Below are 21,554 nucleotides of genomic sequence, written 5' to 3'. Positions count from 1 at the left end.
TTGGCAGACCTTATGCTGGCATTCTCCGGTCTTTAGCCGGTTTAGAATGCGTCGTATAATGGTCCTGCCCTGCGAACTCAGTGAGCAGTCTGGCAGACCTTATGCTTTAGAGCCCCAAAACTTGTTTTGGGCTGGCTCTAGTCGTAACATGGTGTACTGAGCCAGCGAAAAGCAAAGGCTCTCAAACCGTTATTCAATAACCCCAGGCAAAGCCAGGGTAGTTGACATTTCTAATCGACCCACTCATAGGTCAGATACAAATTCACCGGAAGAAGCGGGGTATTTGTCTTTCCTGAAATCTCAGGACAAAGGTGCGCAAGAGCGCACATGTAGTCGACATTCAAATATTCTCCAATTAATGCTTTGACTTTCTCATTGCCATCAAGCGCTTCCTCCGCTGTAGTAGTAATTCCCACATTGGGATTACTCAAAATTGAGACATTTGCTAAATCGATGCGAGCCATGCCCAATACGCGGGCCATGGTACCGTCAATACTGATTAAATCCTTCGACCACGGACGATATGCGTTAATGACGAAGAAGTTCTGCGTATTTTCTCGGTTGAGAAACGGTGAAAATGCACCGATGAGTCTTGCTCCGACATGGTCGCCGCCTACGTCCATAATTACGATACTATCCTCGTCCGCCATATAGTTTCTCACGCCGCCCGGCAGGGTCGGTGCGTCAAAAAACTGTTCCTCATAATGGAAGACGATGCCTGCATCCTCAATCTGATGTCTGATATCTCTGGAACGAAACAGCGGCTTCGTCTGGTCCATATCAAAGAAGTGCACCTTCTTATCAGAAAGCTCTGCAAGCTGGAAGGCAAAGTTAATTGCAATTTCGCTCTTACCGCTGCCCGCTTCGCCTACAAATACGAAGTTCTTCTTAGTCTTAATCATTTCTGCTAAAACGCTTTTCATCGAAAACTCTCCCATTTTGCATTCTCACTTTACACTTATATTTTAACGAATTGTGACGGAAATGTCAAATTAATTTTCAGAGATTATGACTTTTTGTTTGGTGCATTTTTGCGAATTTTCAGCTCCTCGCTATTACGATGACACCGGCAATGCAAAGACCAATTCCCACCATCTGCTGTACCGTCAAAACCTCTCTATAAAAAAGTATTCCAATCACCGCAAGGACTACGGCAAGAGCAATATTTACAATGGTCGTTCCCACGCTGATATTCCAGCCCAGCTTATACATAAAGACCGATGCTACTTCCACCGCCGTAATGGTAAATCCCATGACAACCGGTGCCCAGTTCATCTTCCCAAACTGCACCGCCAGGTTTTTGTCCTGCCCCATGACCATCCACAGGACAAAGGCTGCAGCCGCAGCCACCACATAGTTAAAAAATACCGCTGCGAAAGGATCCATTGCCTCCGGCACAGATTTTGCGCTGACCTGATAAAAGGTGTGCGCCACCAGAAGCAGTGCTATAGGCCACCAAAATGTAAAAATACTCATACGCTTTCCTCCTTCAACGCCGCAAAATACCTCCTGACAAGAAAACAAAAGCGCCCCGCACCATTCCTTCTAAGGCCTAACGGAATGGATTAGGACGCTAAAATCATCTACCCGGCGGTACATCATCTGCGTTTTTCTTTCAGTTTTATAGGTATAGTGTACATGCGCCTGCAGAAAAAGTCAATGGGAATACAGCAATGTGCCAAGGTGAACACACGAAAAAGTTTTAAATTTCTATGTCGCTGACAAAACTGACATTTTTTTAGTTTTTTGTCAAATCTGTCAGCATTTTAGCTAAAAACGCTGACAAAACTGACAAATTCTTTTGATTTTGTCTGCTTTGTCAGGATTTTAAGAATATGAAACCTAATTCTTCACGATTTGCTGACAAAATTCAGCAAAATCCAAAATTTAGTCAGCGTCGATGGGTGAATGCTCTTTTCATGTGTTTACCGCAGGCAGCGCCTAGTCTGATCGAGCAGGCGCTGCCTCGCAGACCCTGCTCAACCCGCTAAAGTGCAGACAAGCAGCGCGCCCGGTGGATTCCCACCGGGCGCGCTGCTGTACCAAAGGAGTGTACATCTACATTGGATTGTCTTGATTATGCTTGTTCCAAACCTTTACGTGCCAATCTGCTGATTTCCAGCGCCGGTCCGATTGCAACGCCCGGCTTTGTCTTCATGTAGCAGATTAAATCTTCCAGCATGTTAATACGGCTGATTCTGCCGATGCACTGCGGATGCAGCACCAGGGTCATCAGACCGCCTTCTTCATAGAGACCGTCAAATTCGCTCTGCCAAATATCTTTTACATACTGCGGAGAGCAGATTCTTCTTCTTTCCGGCTGCTGCAGTGTGAAGAAGAAGTGGGAAGTATCATCATACAGCCAGGAGAACGGCAGCTCGATTAATTTCTGACCATCTTCACTTTCATGGAAATAAGGCCAGTCACATGCCATGGTGTTTGAGGAATATTCAAAGCCGCTTGCCATGACATTCCGAATGGTTTCTTCGGTCAAAATTGCTTCCGGCGCTCTGTAGCCTAGCGGCTCAACGCCCAGCAGTTCTTTCATGATTTTTTTTGATTTTGCGACCAGTTCTTTGTCTTGTTCAGGGAAGTAAGTCGTTTCGTGAAGATAGCCGTGATAGCCAATTTCGTGTCCGCGTCTTACAATTTCCTGGCAGGTTTCGGTATGCTGCTCGATGACCCAGCCCGGAATAAAGAAAGTCGCTTTCAGCCGCTGTCTGTCCAGCATGTCTAAAATTCTAGGTACGCCGACCTTCGGACCATATGCACCCTCCGCCATCAGATTCGGGTTGTTTAAGCTGTCCATGGTACGGGAAAACCAGAAAGTTTCCGCATCCAGGTCAAAAGTCAGGGCTACGCCCATTTTTACGCCTTCCGGCCAATTCTTTCTCATTTTTATTCCTCCTCTTCCATATCGAAGGCAAGCGCGCCGTCAATATAGGTTTTCATCACCTGAATATTTTTAATCGTATCCTCCGGCACGCTGAATACATCGTCTGACAGCACGACAAAGTTTGCCCGCTTGCCGACTTCCAGAGAGCCGAGAGAATCTTCATCTTTAGAAACATAAGCGCCATAAATGGTATGCAGTTTGACTGCGTCCAGTCTGCTCATTTTCTCTTCCGGATACCATCCGCCTTCCGGCTGTCCGGACAGATCTTTTCTGGTCACGTTGACCTGAATGCCCTCCAGCGGATTGACCGATTCAATCGGAAGATCGGAGCCAGCCGCCAGACGGATGCCCTGTTTCAGCATGCTGCCGAAGCAGTAGCTGGTCTTCATACGTTCGCCGACACGAGAATCTGCGATGCTCCAGTCGGAATGAATATACATCGGCTGAATCAAGCCGATCGCGTCGACTTCCTTGTACTTCTCGAAAATGCGCTCGTTCATAATCTGACTGTGGATAATAGAAGGACGCAGCTGTTTTTCTTTGATGGTATCTTTTACAGAAATGCATCCGTCCAGGAAAGTCTCTACTGCAGCGTCTCCGATGGCATGAATCGTCAGATCAAAATCGTGATCCACGATTTCTTTCGCGATGGCGGAAAGTTCTTCCTTATCCCAATACAGGCAGCCGCAGCTGTCCGGCTTATCACTGTAAGGCTCGTTCAGTCCTGCAGACCATGCGCCCAGTGAGCCGTCGCCCAGGAACTTAATCGGTCCGATTTTGATTTTTCCAAACCGCTGCCAGGAGTGGAATCCATAATCAAAGAATTCCTGCAGCTGGTCCGGTCTGTGAATCCGCAGCTGTAAAACCAGGTCAATCGGCATTTTTCCTTCTGCGCAAAGTTCCAGATAAGCTTCCCACAGCGCCCGTTTATCGTCGACAGAATAGAAGTCTTCCGTATGGCAGACGGTTACGCCGTTTTTCACCATTTCGCGGAAAGAAAATTCCAGCAGTTCTTTCATCTGCAGTTTATCTGTCAGTTTTGGCACGTGATCACCGATCAGGCTCATGGCGCTTTCCAGCATGACGCCAGTCGGGGAGCCGTCGGCAAACCGTACCAGTTCACCGCCCTGAGGGTCAGGTGTGTTCTTGTCAATGCCAGCGATTTTCATAGCCATGGAGTTGGCAGCGCAAATGGTGCCGCAGCGTCTGTCCAGCATAATCGGGTGGGTATCAGAGATGCGGTCCAGATCGTTGACTGTTGGGAATTCTCCGCCCGGAAATACTTCCTGATCCCAGCCGAACCCGGTGACCCATTCGCCGTCCGGAATCTGGTTATCCTTGATATACTGCTTTACAATCTCAACCATTTCATCCGCACTGCGGGCAGCGCCCAGGGACGCCGTTTTTTTCTCAAAAATGGCATGGCTCAAAAGGTGGATGTGAGCGTCGATAAAGCCAGGTAAAACGTCTTTTCCGCCCAGATCGACGATTTCACAGTCCTGCGCCTTTTTCGTAATTTCCTCGGTCGTTCCCAGCGCAGAGATGATTCCATCTTCACAAATCATCGCCTCCACGAGGGTATTTTCAGTATCAATTGTTCTGATTCTGCCATTTACAAATGCTTTTTTCATGTCGCTTAACCTCTTTTCAAAAATGCAGTGCAGCAGTGAATTGCACCGAACCCTTTCATGATTTCATCAAATTCTACAGGAATGACATTGATGCCGTTCTTTTCAAGCAGCTCCTGTGAGCGCGGATTGCCTGCAGGCATTACGATTGTGCCTGGCTCTATGGCAACAAAGTTGATGGCAAAGCTCTCTTTTGCTTCAATTCTGGAAGGGCATTCCAGCAGCTTGATGCCTTTTTTCTTCAGCGCGTCGCACACGTCATAAGGCACCTGCGATGCGTGAATCATCGCAACGTCATGGCTTGCCATGTTTAACAGTCCGTCAATGTGGGCGTGTCCATATGGAATCTGCATGTGCAGGATTTCGGTAACGCCCATTCTGCGCAATTCCTGCTCTACCATTTCATAGCCTTCCCGGTTGGTACGCACGCCGGATGCCAGTACGACGGTATGACGGTCGATCCACAGTCCCATGGCGCCTTCAAAAGTGCCGCTGCCGCATACCGTTCTGATAATTGGCACACCCAGTTCTGCCAACTTCTTCGCCGCGTACCGTTCTTCACCTCGTCTTGCTTCCATGGCTGGCCTTGTCACGATGGCGCCTTCCGGTGTCATAAACACTAGATCGCGGCAGAACAAAGCATTGGGTCTGTCTTCCCGCTGTTCTTCGATATAGTGCACAGTCGCACCGTGATCTCTGTAAATCTGCGCCAGCGCGTCATGCTGCTGCCGGAACCGCTCAGGATCGATAGGAGCTTTAAATCTGGCTGCTTCCCAGTCAAAGTTTTCAATTTCCTTTCCCGGTCTGCGCATGAGCACGGCGCGCAGGGTATCGACCTCGGAGCAGACGCCCCAGTCTCCCCAAAGCTCCGGCATATCGTCAATGATAGAAGATTCTTTCGCAAACCAGCGCTCTCCTGGAAGCGCATCAATATCTGCAGTGTTGTTCATTCCTTGTTTTTCGTTCATAATTTCCTCCTTGTATATAATCGATATCAAATTAGCCTCTCTTCAAATAAGCAGTAATACAGTGCAGCGCACCTTTGCCTTTCATAATTTCAGAAATATTGACAGTCTGCACTTTGATGCCGCTGTTTTCTAACAGTTCCTGGGTTCTCGGGCTTCCTTCCGGCATGAGAATGTGCCCCGGCTCCAGCGCTACGAAATTGCAGGCAAAGTTTTCTCTCACCTCTGTCTGAGACGGTGCTTCCAGAATGCGGTAACCCTTTTTCTTCAGCATGTCTAAAATATCGTAAGGCACCTGGGAAGCATGTACCAGCACATCTTCGTGGCTCAGCGGATTCATCAGTCCGTCGATGTGAATGTTGCTGTAAGGCTGCTGCATATGGTACACGTCGACACCCATGCGTTCCAGCTCGTATTTTACCTGTTCATAACCGCTCCGGTTGCAGCGGCTGCCGGTGGATAAAACGCAGGTATGTCTGTCTACCCACATGCCGTTAGCGCCTTCAAACATGCCGTCTCCAGCAATGGTGCGCAGAATTGGCACACCCAGCTTGCCCAGAGCTTCGGCGATATAGCGTTCTTCCCCTCTGCGGGCTGCCATGCCTGGTCTTGTCAAAATCGCGCCTTCCGGTGTCATAAACATCAGATCACGGCAGAAAATAGCGTTCGGTCTATCCTCTCTCTGGTGTTCCACATAATGTACCTTGACGCCAAAGTCTGTGTAGACCTTTACCACATCGTCATGCTGTTTTCTCATCAGTTCCACATCGATGGGTTCATCAGAAAATCTGACCTTGGCAGCATCGAACTCCTCCACCTCTTTACCGGGTCTGCGCATCAGCACTGCCCGCAGGGTATCGACCTCGGAGCAGACGCCGAAATCACCCCAGTATTCGTTCATATCTTCTTCAAAAGCAGTTTCTTTTGGAAACCATCTTTCCCCTGGTATTGCATCAATATCGTGTTTTAATTGGCTCATATTGCCTTCACCTCCATTTTCATGATCATCAATAATTTATATAGCAATTCCCGTGCCAAGAAAAAAGCCAATCAGCATCGGAAATTCCGATCGTCTTTTCGTTGAAATTACAAGCACTCTTTCGTGCTGCAGAAAGAGTGCAAGCAATCAAAATCTCCAGTGTGTTAAAATTTTTTCAGACTGTCAAATTTATTTTCAATGCCATACTGCTTCATTTTATGGTTCAAATTCTGCCTGCTGATGTGCAGCGCCGCCAACAGGTTCTGCATGGTGCTGTGTTCCTCCATGCTCCTTAGAATCAGACTGCGTTCATACCCTTGCAGAATCTCTTTCAAAGGGCGGCACGCTGCAGCCGCAAAAGGCGGAAATGTTTCCTCTTCTTCCGTTTCCAGCTCCGAAATCCATGGGATATCTTCCAGATGAAGCAGCGTATCTTTTGCGAAGTTAAAAGCGCCTTCGATGGTATTGGCAAGCTCTCGGACATTGCCGGGCCAGTCATAACGCAGGAAAAAATCCTTTACGCTGTCATCCACCCCTAAAATATGCCGGTCCATTCTTCGATTATTCTCTCTGATAAAGTGTTCGGTCAGCAGCATGATATCTTCTTTACGCGCCTTCAAATCGGGCATGTCAATCTGCACTACACGAAGCCTGTAATAAAGGTCTTCGCGCAGGATTCCATTTCTGACCAGCTGCAGCGGATTGATATTTGCCGCCGCAATGACCCGCACATTGACGGGACGCGGCTCGTAATCGCCCACTCTTGTGATTTTCTGCTCCTCAATGGCCTTCAGAATCTTTGCCTGCAGATTCAAATCCATATTGTTGATTTCGTCCAGAAAAAGGGTACCGCCGTCAGCCGTTTCAAAGAGCCCTCTGCGGTCTTCCGCACCGGTAAAACTGCCCTTTATCGTGCCGAATAAAATACTCTCCATCAGGGTGGATGGGATGGCGGCGCAGTTTTGCGTGACAAAACGATGTTTGCTGCGCGCGCTGCCCGCGTGAATGGCTTCTGCTGCCATCCCTTTGCCGGAACCCGTTTTTCCATACAGCAAAATGGAAGAATCGGTTTTGGAAACTTTTCGGATTTTGTTCTTGACCGCTTCCATATCGGAACTTTCGGAAATGATATCGTCTACTGTGAAACAAGCGCGCTCAATTTCACTGTTAATCGGCGTAATATAAATATTGCGGTATTCATTTTCACCGATGATATACTGGGAGGCTTCCACCGCGCCAATGATTTCGTTTCCATCAAAAATAGGCAGCGTTGTATTGACCTCCTGAACTTCCTGTCCCTTAAAGTCTTTGATTTTCTGATAAATGTTGGACGTCGGTTTTCCCGTTTGCAGCGCCCGCATAATCGTACTGTTTTCCAAGTCCAATTCGGGATAAATCTGCGGCAGCGTTTTTCCGATCACATCTTTTTCGCACAGCTGATTGATGTCAGGACGATTGTTATAGTAATACACGGCTGTCGCGCTCCGATCAAAGATGATGATGCCGTTGAAATAGTTGTATACATCCAATATTTCCTGCGCATATTCCCGCAATTTTTTCATGCCGTTACTCCTCTCCGCGGCAGATATCCGCAATCTCCAGCGACTTCATTTTCGCGCTCAGGGTCTGCCTGCTGATCCCAAGACAGGCTGCGGTATCTGTAATACTGCCGCACTGGGTCAGCGCTTCCTGCAAAATATACCGTTCAAAGCGCTGCATTCTTGCTTTCAGACTATTAATCGGCAGACACTTCTCGTCATGCTGCTCTCCGGCAGCAGCAAGTACATTGATGTCGATATCTTCCATGTCGATCACATCGCCTTCACATAGGTTGAAACCGCTTTCAATCATATTTCGCAGTTCCCGCACATTGCCCGGCCAGGTGTATTGGCAGAATGCCGCCATAAGCTCCGAAGACACGCCTTTGATCTGCCTTTGCATCGTCCGGTTAAAAAAGTCGATATAATGTTCGATCAGCGGTACGATGTCTTCCTTTCGTTCCCGCAGCGGCGGCAAATCCAGCTGCACCACGCGCAGGCGGTAATACAAATCCTCCCGCAGTGTTCCGTTTTGCACGCATTCTTTCGGAGATTCATTCATCGCAGCAATAATCCTTACGTCCACAGGAATTTCCTTGGTACTTCCGATACGCGTTACTTTTTGCTCCTCCAACACGCGCAGCAGCTTTGCCTGTACTGCCAGGTCCATAGAATTGACTTCGTCCAGAAAAAGTGTACCGCCGCTGGCAGCTTCAAAGAGTCCCATATGATTTTCCGCATTGGTAAACCCTCCTTTTACAGTGCCGAACAGAATGCTTTCCAGCAAATTCTCCGGGATGGCGGCGCAGTTCTGAGAGAGAAACCGTTTTCCGCCCCGCGAGCTGTTTGCGTGCAGCGCCTGCGCGACCAACTCTTTTCCTGTACCGGTTTCTCCATAGATGAGCACCGTGGATTTCGTACGGGACGCCTGAATGATTCGCTCTTTTAACTGCTCCATTGGCGCAGAAACCGAGACGATATCGCGCAGCAGATAGGGCTCCCGTGTGCCGGTCGTTTTAGAATTCATGATAAAAATGTTCAGATGTTCTTCTCGTTCTTCCAGATACAGAAACACCTCGATACAGCCGGCAATCTGATTCTCAATATAGATAGGAAAGGTGCTGAACAACGCCTCATAAGTCTCATTTCTATAATTAATCAGCTTCTGATACTGATTCAGCAGCGGCTTTCCGGTTCGAACTACCTCAAACATGGAGCTGTTTTCCCGTTCCAGATCAGGATATATCGTAAACAGGCTCTTTCCCCGGGTTTCTTCGTTAGTCAGCGTATTGATGTCTTTGCGGCTGTTGTAATAGTATTCGATGATCCCCTTTCGGTCCATGATGATGGCGCCGTCGTAGTAATTGTAAATATTCAGAATCTGTTTGACATAGTTTGATAATTCCATATGTGTTTCTCTCCTGTCCGCGGCTTGCGCCCCGCAAAGTTTAAGAAAAAATCCCCCAGGATAGACCATCGTCTTTCCTAGGGGATTTGGGGGAACCTCCCCTGTATGATAAGGGCTATTTTATGCGTTCTTTGCTTCCTTCTTGTTCAGGCGGTCATAGTAGATGTAGATGACTGCGCCGATTGCAGGAACGACGATTAATCCGAAGATGGACATCATAGGGTCGTCCAGGAAGTTGCTGACAAGCAGTGCTACAAAGCATAAAGTGGCGATAATTACAGTTACTACACCGCCAGGCACCTTGTAAGGTTTTTCTTTGTCAGGGAAGCGATAACGGTTGACCAGTACACCGAATACACCAAGCAGAGAGCCGATGGCGCCCAGGAATACAACCAATGTGGTCAGCTGATCCAGACTGCGGAACAGTACCAGAATGATAGCGATGACACACTGGGTGATCAGCGCGATTGCAGGAACACCTTTATTGGAAAGCTTTCCCTGATTTCTGAAGAAATGTCCCTCGTGAGACATCGCGTAGCCGACTCTGGCATATGCCAGTACCTGCCCGTTCAGAGAACCCAGCATCGCAATCAGCATAGCTGCAACAACCAGGACGCTGCCGAAGCCGCCGAACAGACGTCTTGCGACTTCTGTACCCAGATATACGTTATCCGCTTCAATCATGGTTTTTGCTTCTTCGATTGGAATGACACGATAGATCGCGAAGTTAAACAAAATGTAGAATACGGTTACAAATCCGACACCGATGATCAGCGCTTTCGGAAGATTCTTCTGCGGATTTCTCATTTCTTCGCCCAAGTTGGCTACATTGGACCAGCCTTCAAACGCCCACAGGGAGGACAGGGTAGCGAATGCTACGATTCCGATTCCACTGGTAAAGCTAGCTGTTTCGCCAGTCGCTTCCACCGGAACAGGGCTTAAGTCCGGCATCTGATTGCCGATAATAATGGCGCCGATCAGAATAATCGCCATTGGCACAATCTTAGCAACCATGGTGATGTTTGCCATAACAGATGCCTCTTTTACACCTAAAATATTATACAAGGTAAATAAGATAATAAGGACGATAGCGATAGACTTGATGTGCATGTCCCCCATACCAGGAAAAAATTCCACCAGTGCAGTAGGTATTGCAATCGCCACCGCGGAAATGGAACCTGGACTTGCGATAAGCCACTGGCTGAATCCGTACATATAACCTACGACAGGATGATATACCTCGTTGAGATATACAGTTAGTCCGCCGGCCTTTGGCATAGAAGAGCCAAGTTCCGAGAAACAAAGAGCACCCAGCAGACTGATAACGCCGCCAACCAGCCAGCAAAGCAGCGCAACGCCAGTATCATAATTCGCTCGCTGTAATACATAAGAGCCTAAGTAGAAAATACCGGAACCGATCATAATGCCGGCAACGATGCTTACGCCGCCGAAAACAGAAATCTCTTTTTTAAATTCGCCGTTTTCAGCCGCAATATTTTTTTGATTTGACATTCTTTCTCCTCCTTTTCATTTTGATTGTCGAAAAAGATAATTGCAAAGAGTATGCCAAAAGAACATTTGTTAAAAATTCAACATTTTAAGACTCATGTACAATCTCTTCATCTTCACTTTGCAGAAAATTTTCTTAACATGTCAAATATGCGGCGGCTGCCACTTTGATACATTCACCATAGCCCCTGCCGCTAAAGTGCAAACAGCCGCGCAGGACTTCAAATCCCGGGCGGCTGCTTACTTTATTGAAAGGTGTCATTATGAATTTAGCTGTTTTGATATGGAATGAACCGTCCCAGTGTTCCGTTGACCATGGTTTTGTCTTTTACCGCAATCTGTCCGCCTAATATGACATAAGAAATCCCATCGGGCGGCAGGGTCGGCTGTTCGTAGGTGGCGCAGTCGGCAATCGCATTCTCATCGAAAATGACGATATCCGCATCGAAACCTTCTCTGATTTCACCTTTTGTCTTCAGATTGAGACGATCAGCAGGCAGCACTGTCATCTTGCGCAGCGCGTCCATCATGGTGAGAACGCCTTTTTCGCGCACCATCCTTCCAAGTACACGAGGGAATGTTCCCGCACCTCTCGGATGACCGCCACCGTCAGTGAATCCGCAGTCGCTGCCTACCATGACGTAAGGAGCCTGATACGCAAGCTCTACTTCCGGCTCGTTCATCACAAAGGCCGCCACATACAGATCCGGGTCTTCCGCGCGCAGTTTTTCAAACAGCGCCTTGTCGCACCGCTGTCCTTTATATGGACCTGCCGTAACCATCAGGTCGCTGTAGTCCCACTTCTCAAAGCTGGCTTCATCAAATACCGCGGTACCGATGCCGGTGCAGAACGCCGTGTAAGGATAGCAGTCGCAGGTAATGTCCACCCCAGCGCCTCTGGCTTCCTCGATACACGTCAGCGCCTGTCGCATGTAGCCTACCGCGCTGCAGCTTCCAATATGGGACATCTGCATGCCGTAGCCGCTTCTGCGCTGAATTTCCACCAGTTCCTCAATGGATGCCACACTGTCCGGTCCATCTGCGCGAAAATGCACAGAAGTCAAATATCCCGGCTCCTCCAGGGCAGACAAAAGTTCCACCGTTTCATCAGTTGTCACACCCGGCGCATATTCAAATCCGCAGGACAGTCCCACAGGACCGTATTTTCTGCATGCTGCCAGTTCCCGTTTCATCTGGTCAAGCTGTGCTTGCGTAGACGGTTTGTACCTGTCGCCGGCGCCGGCATGCTCACGCAGGCTGTTTTGTCCCACAAACATCATATAGTTGGTAGGACTGCCCTGACTGTTTACTCTGCCGCAAAAGTCTTCCAGCCTGTTATAGCTGTCACCGCAGTTGCCGCCTACTTTCGTCGTAACGCCCATTCTGACCTCACAGGCCGCTGTGAAAAAGTCATGTGCATCGCCGTGCAGCGCGTTTTCATGGGCATGGATGTCGATAAAACCGGGAGAGGCAATTTTGCCCTCCGCATCGATGGTTTCCAGCGTATCCTCATCCACCGTTCCTACTTTCAAAATCGTTCCGTGATCGATTAAAATGTCGGCAACTTCCCAGGTATCTGTTTCAAAATCAGGGATTTTCGCATTCAATATTTTTAACTCTTTCATTGTTTCTCCTCACTGCAACCTTAAAATTCCAGTTCTCCTGCAAAATGGCACGCCGAAAAATGGCCTTCGCCTACTTCTTTCATCTCCGGCGCATCTGCCTTGCAGATTTCCTTACAATATTTACATCTGCCTGCGAATCGGCAGCCCGGCGTATCTTCGGTCAAACTCGGCATATCGCCGCTGAGCAGATACTTCTTGCGATACCGCTCTTTCGGATGCAGAGGCGGCACAGAAGAAAGCAGCCCGAAGGTGTACGGATGGGTGCAGGATGCGTATATGTCGGCAGTTTTGCCGATCTCCATGATCTTGCCGCCGTACATCACGCAGATCCGATCACTCATATATCTAACCACAGACAGATTGTGGGTAATGAACAGATAGGTCATGGAAAGTTCATCCTGCAGTTTGAGAAGTTCATTCAGCGTCTGCGCCTGCACCGACACATCCAGTGCACTGGTCGGTTCGTCCAGCACCAAAAGTTTCGGTTTCAGCATAATGGCGCGGGCAATACTGACTCTCTGCTGCTGTCCGCCTGACAGTTCATGGGGAAATCTGTCGAGAAGCTCCAGTCCAATATTGATCTTCTCCGCCGTATCGTAAATCAAATCCTTGGCGGTCGCCTTATTATAGCCATTAATCAAAAGCGGTCTTTCCAGGGAACGATAGATAGAAGAACGGGGATTCAGTGAGGATGCAGGGTCCTGAAACACTGCGCCTACACTTTGCCGCAGGGCTTTTTTATTCTTTTTGTCCCATACATCGAGTCCGTCCAGATAAATGGTACTTTCGGTCGGCGGCAAAAGCCCCAGAATCATCTTTGCCAGCGTCGTTTTTCCACTTCCGCTTTCTCCCACAAGTCCCAGGGTTTCCCCACGGAAAATTTCCAGATTCACATCGTCCACTGCCCGGACAAAGGCGTTTTTCTTGTCTCTCCGCAGGGGAAAGTATTTTTTCAAATGCTCCATCCGAACCAGCGTCCGGTCTTTTTCTTCACTATACATGTTCCGCACCTCCCTCCTGCAGCAAGCACGCACATAAATGCTGGTCTGCAACTTCTCTGAGCACAGGTTTTCGTTCCCTGCACAAAGGCGTGCAGTCAGGACACCGATCAGCAAAATTACAGCCTGCTCTTTCTTCCGCAAGATTCGGCACAAAGCCTTTGATGGTCTGCAGTCTGCCTTCCTCTTTGGTAATCGTCGGCAGCGCTTTCATCAGCAGCTTCGTGTACGGATGTTTAGGATTATCAAAGATTTCAAAGACTTCGCCCACTTCGATCAGGTTTCCCGCGTACATGACGCCGACTCTGTCAGCTACATCCGCTACGATACCGAAATCATGGGTAATCATCAGGATTGCCGAATCATATTTTTTACGCAGTTCGTTCATCAGTTCAATGATGCCCGCCTGTATGGTCACATCCAACGCCGTAGTCGGCTCGTCGGCAATGAGCAGCTTTGGATTTCTGCACAGCATCATGCCGATCATGACACGCTGTCGCATGCCGCCGCTGATCTCATGGGGATAAGATTTCATTCTCGATTCCACATCGGAGAGTTTCACGTCGCGGAGCATGTCAAAAGCGATTTGATAGGCTTTCTCTTTCTCCATCTTTTCGACCAGCAGTCCCTCCATCATCTGCGTGCCTACGGTATAAACCGGGTTCAGAGAATCCAGCGGATTCTGGAAGATCATGCCGATTTCGCTGCCCCGCACCTTTGTCATTTCCTGACGAGACAATTCCAGCAGATTTCTTCCGTCAAAATTGACCGCGCCGCCGCTGATTTTGCCCGGCGATTTAATCAGCTGCATGACGCCCATAGCAGTCGTCGACTTTCCGCAGCCGGATTCACCGACCAGGGCGAAGACCTCGCCTTTTTTTATATCAAAACTGACATGATCCACAGCCTTGACCGTGCCGCCCTGGGTTTCAAATTGAATACACAGGTCCCTGACCTCTAAAAGATTTTCACTCATTCTTTCGCCCTCCTTATACTTTCAGACGCGGGTCCAGGAGTTCCTTGACGCCTTCGCCGACCAGGTTGAAACCGAGCACTGTCCATACGATTGCAAGACCAGGTGCCAGGGAAATCCACGGCGCGTTTCTGATGTACTGGATGCCCTCAGATAAAATCATGCCCCAGTCAGGCAGCGGCTGCTGCGCACCCAGTCCTAAAAATCCCATGGAAGTGGTCGACAGAATTGCCGACGGCAAAGCCAGGGTTGCCAGGATAATAATGGTCGATACCAAATTCGGCAGAATATACCGCAATATAATAGAAATATCCTTTTCTCCGCAAATCTTCGCTGCTTCAATATAGGACAGCCCTTTCAGCGACTGCACCTTCGCGCGGACAATTTTGGTAAACTGCGCCCAGCTAACGACTGCAACGGAAATTGCCACGTTCTGCGCGCTGGATCCCAGCATCAGTACGATGGCCATCGCCAGAATAATCGGCGGAATAGACCAGGTCGTATCTGTTACAAAACATACGATTTTGTCCACGGTCTTTCCATAATAACCGGCGATAATGCCTAAGGTCACGCCAATGAGTGTTTCAATGACAACCGCCACGATTCCTACGCCCAGCGCAATTCTGGAACCGTAGAAGACTCTGCTCAAAATACATCTGCCGTACTGATCTGTTCCCAGCGGATATTCCCCGCAGGGTTTTGCCAGACGCATTGACATGTTCTGTTCTGTATATGTATGCGGCGAAAGCAATGGCGCGAAAACGACCACCACAATGACCGCCAGAAACAATACCGCGCCGATGACGAACATCTTGTTCTGCAGCATCAGTTTCCATTTTTCTTTTCTCATATGCTGCCTCCTATTCCAGACGAATGCGCGGATCTAAAATGCCAGATATCATATCGCCTATGATATTGCAAATGACCGTCAAAATGGTAATAACGAACACAATGCCCTGTACGATGACAAAGTCCTGTTTCGCGATGCCTTTCCAGAGCAGCTGCCCCATGCCCGGCCACGCGAAAACATTTTCCACAACCACCGCGCCGCCAATAAGCCAAGGCAGTGACAGGAAAAACATAACCGTTACCGGAATCAGCGCATTTCTAAGCACATGACGCACGAGAATTTTTTTGTCCGTGATACCTTTGGCGTACGCCGTCGTCACGTATTTCTCGTCCATCACGTCCAAAACCTCCGACCTGGTCAGTCTGAAAATCTGCGCCAGTGCAGGCAGAGACAAGGTCAGCGCCGGCAAAATCAATGAGGCAAAGCCGCTGTAGCCTGACAGAGGCAAAATATTTAGGTGAATACTGAACACCAGCATCAAAAGCACGCCCAGCCAGAACGGCGGCATCGACCAAAGCACAACCGTCGTAATCGTCAGCGCCTTGTCGGTTATCTTATTCTTGCGAACCGCCGCCAAAAGTCCCAGGGGAATTGCCAGCAGGTATTCGATGACCAGCGCCGCCCCGGTTAAAAGCAGGGTGTAAGGCAGCCGCTGTAAAATCAGATCGCTTACATTCTGTTTCAGGGAAATGGACATACCAAAATTCCCCTGCAATATGTTTCCAAGCCAATAAAAATACTGCACCACCGGCGGTTTGTCCAGTCCCCATTCCGCTTTAATTGCTTCCACCTTTTCCGCGGACACTCTTGTATCCACCATCAGGTCGACGGGATTGCCCGGCATCGCCTGCATGATACCGAAAATCAAAACGGTTACAAACAGTACGACCAGAATACCGATGAGCAGCCGCTTGATGATATAACGCATAATATCGTTCAAAGTGATTCCTCCAATCAGCGGGCAGAAGAAGTCTGTCCTCTGCCCGCCTTTTCTACTTTATCTATGCAAATACTTCTTTCACGATTTTCTCATACAGCTGATTCTTCGGCAGCCCTTCGTAATTGGTGAGCATGATGCTGGAAATCCGCATGACCTCTACGCCTTCTGGAAGCCGCTGCTTAACAAATTCCGTCAGGGACAAAACCAGTGTGCGGGACACTTTTCGCTTATTGAACTGCAGATGCCGCCGCTCGATCACCGGAAAGGGAATCTCGTGCGCTGCGTTTCCGTCTTTCTGCGTCCGTACCGTTTGAAAATGCAGCAGCCGCTCCTGTATGCACGTGTCCTCCGCGTCAATCTTTCTGAGCTGCACGCTTTGGGAAAGATATTGATTTCGAAATTCCGCCGGTGTACATTTCAGATACATGGCAAAATGCTTATAGAAATACCGCGGCGCCGAAAATCCGCTAAGCTCGGAAATCATGGTAACATTCTTCCGTCCCTGAATCAGATACCGCACAGACTGAATGATGCGGTAATACTCCAGCGTATCCTTAAAATTCATATTTAACCGCTCATTAAACTCCTTGGACAAATACTGCTGACTGACATATTCGCCGTCCGCCAGCTGCTTTAGATTAATTTTCTCATCACAATGATTATACATATAGGTACAGATGCGCAAAAAACGTTCCGCCCGCGGATCCGTTCCCCGCTTGACGTTGAGCATGTTCAAAAGATCATGACAATTATCCACAATAAAATTAACAATATCGCAAACCCACTGTTCTATGACGGCGCGATCTCTCTGTGCCAGGCAGTCACCATACAGCATCTGCAGCTTATCTTTCAGCATCGCCTGTGCCTTGCTGCCTGTAGTCGAATCGTAAAAAAGCGTGGTATTGCAGTTGTACATTCCAGTCTCTATGAGATTACAGTACTCCACCGCTTTTCCCTTTGGATTTCAAAGAATAAAATCAAATTGTCTTCACTGCACTCTTCAATACAGAAAGGTTCTTCAATATTGACAATTTCAATCTGTCCCGCGGACAGTGTATGTACCCCTGCAACCCATCTGCAGCTGACACTGCCGCAAAGCACATAGAGCAGCCTCAAATTTTCGCTCAAATGGAACGGCATATAAGTGACCTGTCCCGCATCAATTTTCAGCAAATTCTCGTACAGTTTCATGACTTTTTCTCCTTTTATTTATTGTATTTTTTCAAAATTACAATAGCAATACACAAAATTAAACTGTTATTGTACCTTTTTAACCAAAATAAAACAAGTGCGCTAGGTCACGACTCGCATGACCTGCGCACTTGTTTTCTATGTGCTGTACTTATTCTTGTTCTTTTTTATGCCATTCTTGCAAAACCGCTTCTACTTGTACGATTAGCTGTTTTCTGTCGGGGATATCGGAATATTTCACTAACGTGTTTCGTAAAAAGCACGGCATAACGCCCAGCGGGTTTAGAAATTTCCTAAACCGGTAGATTTACGATTGTTTCAAGGGAATAAAGACGCACCGTCTCCGGATTTGCCGCCGCAAGCTCTACAAGTTTCTTATCAAATCCACTTTCAGAAAAAAGCGCGTAGTGAAATCTCGCCTTTTCTTTAAGCGGTGTGAGCTTTGCCGAAACGTCAAGGTAATCCGAATAATCAAATAGACTGTTTTTAAACTTACATTCGCAGACCAAATACTTATCTGCGTCCTGACTGATTCCAAGAATATCAATCTCTGTTTCTGCAGTGCGCAAGCCGCCATGTGCATTTTTATTGCGAACTGTAGTTTTTCCCATCCAGCGTCCAAGCTTTGCATAGCGGAATGGGAGTGCATGCTGCTTCTGCAGTTCTTTTAAATACTCCTTGCAGATATCTTCAAAAGCAAAGGATACAAACCTGTGTAATGCAGGCTTTACGATATATTCATATACGCCATCCACATCGCCGTCTTCAAGCTGAGAAAAGTTAGCAAATCCAAAAGCATACCAAAATCTAAAGAAATGGTCAGTTAAACGATAAATCCCCCTACTGGTATTTGCCTTTTCCTTTAGCCCTGTATCCACTGAAAACTCCCGCTCAACGATTCCAAGCTCTATAAGATTTTTCAGATAAACGCTGGTCTTTGCCGTATCTTCGACAAGAGACTTCTGGCTGATTTCGTTCAGCTTTGTACTCCCCAAAGCAACTGCCTCAATGATAGAATTGTATATCGGCGTTTCACGAAGTTCCTGGTGCAGCAAAAAATCCACTTCACTGTATAGCACGCAGCCTTTGGATAAGATATTCCGCTTAATGTTTTCTTCTATCGTAAGGTTCGGACTCCATTGCTTCAGGTAATGTGGTACTCCGCCAAGTACCGCGTAAGCAGTAACTTTATCTCCCTCGGAGTAATTTGGGAAAAATTTCACAACGTCATAAAAGCCCATTTCTTCCATCTTATAAATTCCCGTTGCTCTTCCATATAACGGATTTTTCTCAGCAAGCAGTTCTTTTTCAATAAAGCTCATAGAACTTCCGCACAGAATTATCATGACATTTCTTTCCTTTAATTCACTGTCCCAAAGGTTCTGTAAAATAGAGGGAATACTGCGGTTGGTCCGGCACATATAAGGAAATTCATCTATAACGACCAGCTTCTTCTCCGGCCCATAAGGCAAATCTAATATTGCACGAAATACATTCTCCCAATCAGAAAACTCCGTTATATACTTCTTCGCAGGGATATCCTCTCTGAGCAGCTGTTTGGAAAACTTTGCAAGCTGCATTGGATCGGTCGTCTGGGTACAGGAAAAAAAGACGTGAGGTTTCCCCTTGCAGAACTCTCTCAGCGTTTCAGTTTTACCTATACGTCGTCTGCCGTACAAAACAATCAGCTGTCCGCCCTCAGTCCCATATTTATCGTTTAAAAACTTCAGTTCCGCTTCTCTTCCTATGAACATATGATCCTCCCTTTAATGACTAAATCCAAATTTACTAAATCTAAATTTAGTATTATTATACCCGATTTTTCTAAAGACAGCAAGGAATTTTGCAAAAGTATTTTCCCACAACAAAACTGCAGCCTTATTAAAAGGTCTGCAGTCTCACTTAAAGTGTATTAAAGTAGTCCCTAATATTCTGCACAGCTTTTTCCCCAAGCCGTTTTCTCGCATTCCACGTGAATCCCGCCACATGGTCAGGAATAGAAATACGTTCCTGGGCTTTATACCACTGTCGTTTCTCCTTATGAATAGAGCCGGAGTCAAGAATCGCATAGTTTCCTTCTGCAAGCCAGCGCTCAAAGGCGTTCTGATCAAAAGACGGTCCCACACCCACGTTGATAAAAATTTTGTGGTTTCCCATCAGCGCAAACTCTTCCTCTCCGACAACAATCTGATTGCGGGGAATGCTGGTCAAAATTATATCGCTTTCTGCAAAGAGATCTTCCTTCTCCCTATATGTATAAGGGCAATCTTCTTTTTCTCTTCGATTATAGTAAGAAACCTCCATACCGAAGAAATCAGCCGCCTCAGCCACCATCGTACCAACAGTTCCAAGTCCAATAATGCCAAGTTTCATGCCACGCAGCTCTCTCTGCTCCTCATAGAAAGAAATTTTTCCAAGCCCCTTTACCATCTGGACCAGTTCACTGATGACAAATTCCACTACACCATAATCACCATAATGGCTGACTCCACTTACCACAATTCCATTCTCTCTGCAGTAAGCAGTGTCCACATTGCAGGAATCATCATTAAAATAGGTGCAGCACAGTCCAACATACTTAAGGTTCGGACACTGCGACAGAATGTCTTTTGAAAGCGCTGTGTTCCAAGACACCAAAACAGCGTCAGCGTCCTTAATTCGCATTAAAATTTCTTCATCATCTGTTGGAAAGTCATCATAGCAAATCAACTGTTCGCAGACCACCTCTAACTGCGGCAGTACAAATTCAGCAATTCCAGTATTGTCGACCATGACAAGTAAATCAAACTTTTTCATTGCAAACTCCGATTTCCCTGCATTTTAAGCGCTTACAGTTCTTCAAATGCAGTCTCTATGCCATATTTTTCTTTTATCTTTCCCAAAGCAATCAGATGAGGCAATTCGTCGTGATAAACTTGCGCAGCTTTGTCCACCCATTTTTCTACAATTAGAACTTCATTGGCTCTTTCACAGGAAAAATAATAATCGTAGCGAAGATTCCCCTCTTCCTTATGAGTCTCACTGATAATGCCGGCAGCTTCGACTTCCTGATAAAAGGCGCGAAGCGTCTGCTCATCCTTTGCAGTATAAGTTACGAGTAAATTATACATCTTTTTCTCCTTCCTTACAAGGATTTCATCACGCTGACTTCCAGCGGACTGCCCTTTGCCCCCGCTTTTGCAACGTCTGCAAGCTGCGCCATACGCTCCTCGCTTGGCGTCTTCACCTCTGACAGTTCGTAGGTCCTTCCAATCTGACCGTACTTTACCTCACCCAAATTGTGATACGGCAAAAGTTCCAGCTGGCTGATGCCTGCCGAAGTAATATATTCCGCAGTTTTTGCAATGTTAATATCATCGTCGTTGATTCCCGGAACGACCGGAATTCTTACAATAATATTGTCATGGCGAGATGCAAGGGCTGCCAAATTTTCTAAAATCAGCTTGTTGGAAACACCTGTAATCTCTTGATGTCTTTCGTCGTTCATGTGTTTCACATCAAAGAATACAAGGTCCAGGTGCTCCGCTGCTGAGAGCAAATCCTCAGCCTTTCCAAATCCAGTGGTTTCAATGGCTGTATGTATGCCGTTCTCTTTGCATGCCTTTAGCATTTCTACCAAAAATTCATGCTGCATCAGAGGCTCGCCTCCGGAAAAGGTTACTCCGCCGTTGGAAGAGTCATAAAAATTCTTATCCTTCAATATTTCGTGGAGCAGTTCCTCCACGGTATAATCTTCTCCAACCACTTTCTTTCCATTGGTGCAGCATTCCTTGACACAAATGCCACACAGGTCGCATTCACTGCGACCTGTGATTTCAAAAGGCGGTTTTCTTTCAATCAGTCCCTTCGGACAGACCTCTGCGCAATAACCGCACTTTACACATCTTGTCTGAAAGCACGCCACTTCTTTTTCGACGCGCTGGCTTTCAGGATTGGAACACCAAAGGCAGTTTAGGGGGCACCCTTTAAAAAACACTGTAGTTCGGATGCCCGGCCCATCGTGAATGGACATTTTCTGTATATTAAAAACGGTTCCTTTGTTCATTCAATCTGC

General features: G+C 47.4%; 20 protein-coding genes. All 20 read right to left on the bottom strand.

Annotated elements, in window-relative coordinates; translation table 11 throughout:
• Positions 1 to 230: 230 nt before the first annotated feature.
• The 20 genes from NFR88_RS02365 to NFR88_RS02270 all read right to left on the bottom strand — a co-directional run bounded on the left by NFR88_RS02365 (position 231) and on the right by NFR88_RS02270 (position 21,545).
• Entirely contained in the window at positions 231 to 923 is a 693-nt protein-coding gene (locus tag NFR88_RS02365) for a P-loop NTPase family protein (RefSeq protein WP_251613288.1), read from the bottom strand.
• A gap of 118 nt (positions 924 to 1,041) precedes the next feature.
• The gene (locus NFR88_RS02360) at positions 1,042 to 1,476 is read right to left on the bottom strand and encodes an EamA family transporter (protein ID WP_161909070.1); all 435 of its coding nucleotides are present in this window, start codon (positions 1,474 to 1,476) and stop codon (positions 1,042 to 1,044) included.
• Positions 1,477 to 2,077: 601 nt separating this feature from the next.
• The gene (locus NFR88_RS02355) at positions 2,078 to 2,896 is read right to left on the bottom strand and encodes a polysaccharide deacetylase family protein (protein WP_251613286.1); all 819 of its coding nucleotides are present in this window, start codon (positions 2,894 to 2,896) and stop codon (positions 2,078 to 2,080) included.
• A gap of 2 nt (positions 2,897 to 2,898) precedes the next feature.
• Positions 2,899 to 4,527, bottom strand: a complete 1,629-nt coding sequence (locus NFR88_RS02350; RefSeq protein WP_161873544.1) for an amidohydrolase — start codon at positions 4,525 to 4,527, stop codon at positions 2,899 to 2,901.
• A 5-nt stretch (positions 4,528 to 4,532) separates the two neighbouring features.
• On the bottom strand, positions 4,533 to 5,492 hold the full coding sequence (locus NFR88_RS02345; protein WP_251613284.1) for a dimethylarginine dimethylaminohydrolase family protein: 960 nt from the start codon (positions 5,490 to 5,492) through the stop codon (positions 4,533 to 4,535).
• 31 nt (positions 5,493 to 5,523) lie between these two features.
• Positions 5,524 to 6,468, bottom strand: a complete 945-nt coding sequence (locus tag NFR88_RS02340) for a dimethylarginine dimethylaminohydrolase family protein (protein WP_251613282.1) — start codon at positions 6,466 to 6,468, stop codon at positions 5,524 to 5,526.
• A gap of 164 nt (positions 6,469 to 6,632) precedes the next feature.
• Complete coding sequence (locus NFR88_RS02335) at positions 6,633 to 8,030, bottom strand: sigma-54 interaction domain-containing protein (RefSeq protein ID WP_251613280.1); 1,398 nt, start codon at positions 8,028 to 8,030, stop codon at positions 6,633 to 6,635.
• A 4-nt stretch (positions 8,031 to 8,034) separates the two neighbouring features.
• Entirely contained in the window at positions 8,035 to 9,414 is a 1,380-nt protein-coding gene (locus NFR88_RS02330; RefSeq protein WP_251613278.1) for a sigma-54 interaction domain-containing protein, read from the bottom strand.
• A 120-nt stretch (positions 9,415 to 9,534) separates the two neighbouring features.
• Positions 9,535 to 10,926, bottom strand: a complete 1,392-nt coding sequence (locus NFR88_RS02325; protein WP_160201728.1) for an APC family permease — start codon at positions 10,924 to 10,926, stop codon at positions 9,535 to 9,537.
• 266 nt (positions 10,927 to 11,192) lie between these two features.
• Entirely contained in the window at positions 11,193 to 12,548 is a 1,356-nt protein-coding gene (locus NFR88_RS02320; protein WP_251613276.1) for an N-acyl-D-amino-acid deacylase family protein, read from the bottom strand.
• 20 nt (positions 12,549 to 12,568) lie between these two features.
• Positions 12,569 to 13,549 carry an ABC transporter ATP-binding protein gene (locus NFR88_RS02315; protein WP_251613274.1) on the bottom strand — a complete coding sequence of 327 codons (981 nt, stop codon included), beginning with the start codon at positions 13,547 to 13,549 and terminating at the stop codon, positions 12,569 to 12,571.
• A complete protein-coding gene (locus NFR88_RS02310) occupies positions 13,542 to 14,522 on the bottom strand; it encodes an ABC transporter ATP-binding protein (protein WP_251613272.1) in 981 nt (326 codons plus the stop codon). Before NFR88_RS02310 ends, NFR88_RS02315 begins: the two co-directional genes overlap by 8 nt.
• A gap of 13 nt (positions 14,523 to 14,535) precedes the next feature.
• Complete coding sequence (locus tag NFR88_RS02305; RefSeq protein ID WP_251613269.1) at positions 14,536 to 15,369, bottom strand: ABC transporter permease; 834 nt, start codon at positions 15,367 to 15,369, stop codon at positions 14,536 to 14,538.
• A 10-nt stretch (positions 15,370 to 15,379) separates the two neighbouring features.
• Positions 15,380 to 16,309 carry an ABC transporter permease gene (locus NFR88_RS02300; RefSeq protein WP_251613266.1) on the bottom strand — a complete coding sequence of 310 codons (930 nt, stop codon included), beginning with the start codon at positions 16,307 to 16,309 and terminating at the stop codon, positions 15,380 to 15,382.
• Positions 16,310 to 16,370: 61 nt separating this feature from the next.
• Positions 16,371 to 17,225 carry a helix-turn-helix domain-containing protein gene (locus tag NFR88_RS02295; RefSeq protein WP_251613264.1) on the bottom strand — a complete coding sequence of 285 codons (855 nt, stop codon included), beginning with the start codon at positions 17,223 to 17,225 and terminating at the stop codon, positions 16,371 to 16,373.
• A gap of 8 nt (positions 17,226 to 17,233) precedes the next feature.
• Positions 17,234 to 17,500, bottom strand: coding sequence for a hypothetical protein (locus NFR88_RS02290; RefSeq protein ID WP_251613262.1), 267 nt, complete (start codon positions 17,498 to 17,500; stop codon positions 17,234 to 17,236).
• A 293-nt stretch (positions 17,501 to 17,793) separates the two neighbouring features.
• Positions 17,794 to 19,254, bottom strand: a complete 1,461-nt coding sequence (locus NFR88_RS02285; RefSeq protein WP_160201719.1) for an ATP-binding protein — start codon at positions 19,252 to 19,254, stop codon at positions 17,794 to 17,796.
• A gap of 148 nt (positions 19,255 to 19,402) precedes the next feature.
• On the bottom strand, positions 19,403 to 20,296 hold the full coding sequence (locus NFR88_RS02280; protein ID WP_251613260.1) for an NAD(P)-dependent oxidoreductase: 894 nt from the start codon (positions 20,294 to 20,296) through the stop codon (positions 19,403 to 19,405).
• A gap of 32 nt (positions 20,297 to 20,328) precedes the next feature.
• Positions 20,329 to 20,610, bottom strand: a complete 282-nt coding sequence (locus NFR88_RS02275; RefSeq protein ID WP_251613259.1) for a putative quinol monooxygenase — start codon at positions 20,608 to 20,610, stop codon at positions 20,329 to 20,331.
• 14 nt (positions 20,611 to 20,624) lie between these two features.
• Positions 20,625 to 21,545 (bottom strand): glycyl-radical enzyme activating protein, encoded by a 921-nt coding sequence (locus NFR88_RS02270; protein ID WP_160201716.1) that lies wholly within the window; start codon positions 21,543 to 21,545, stop codon positions 20,625 to 20,627.
• Positions 21,546 to 21,554 lie beyond the last annotated feature (9 nt).

The sequence above is a fragment of the Senimuribacter intestinalis genome (assembly GCF_943192965.1).
Classification (GTDB): Bacteria; Bacillota; Clostridia; order Peptostreptococcales; family Anaerovoracaceae; genus Senimuribacter; species Senimuribacter intestinalis.
This window is presented reverse-complemented; position numbering and strand designations above follow the sequence as displayed.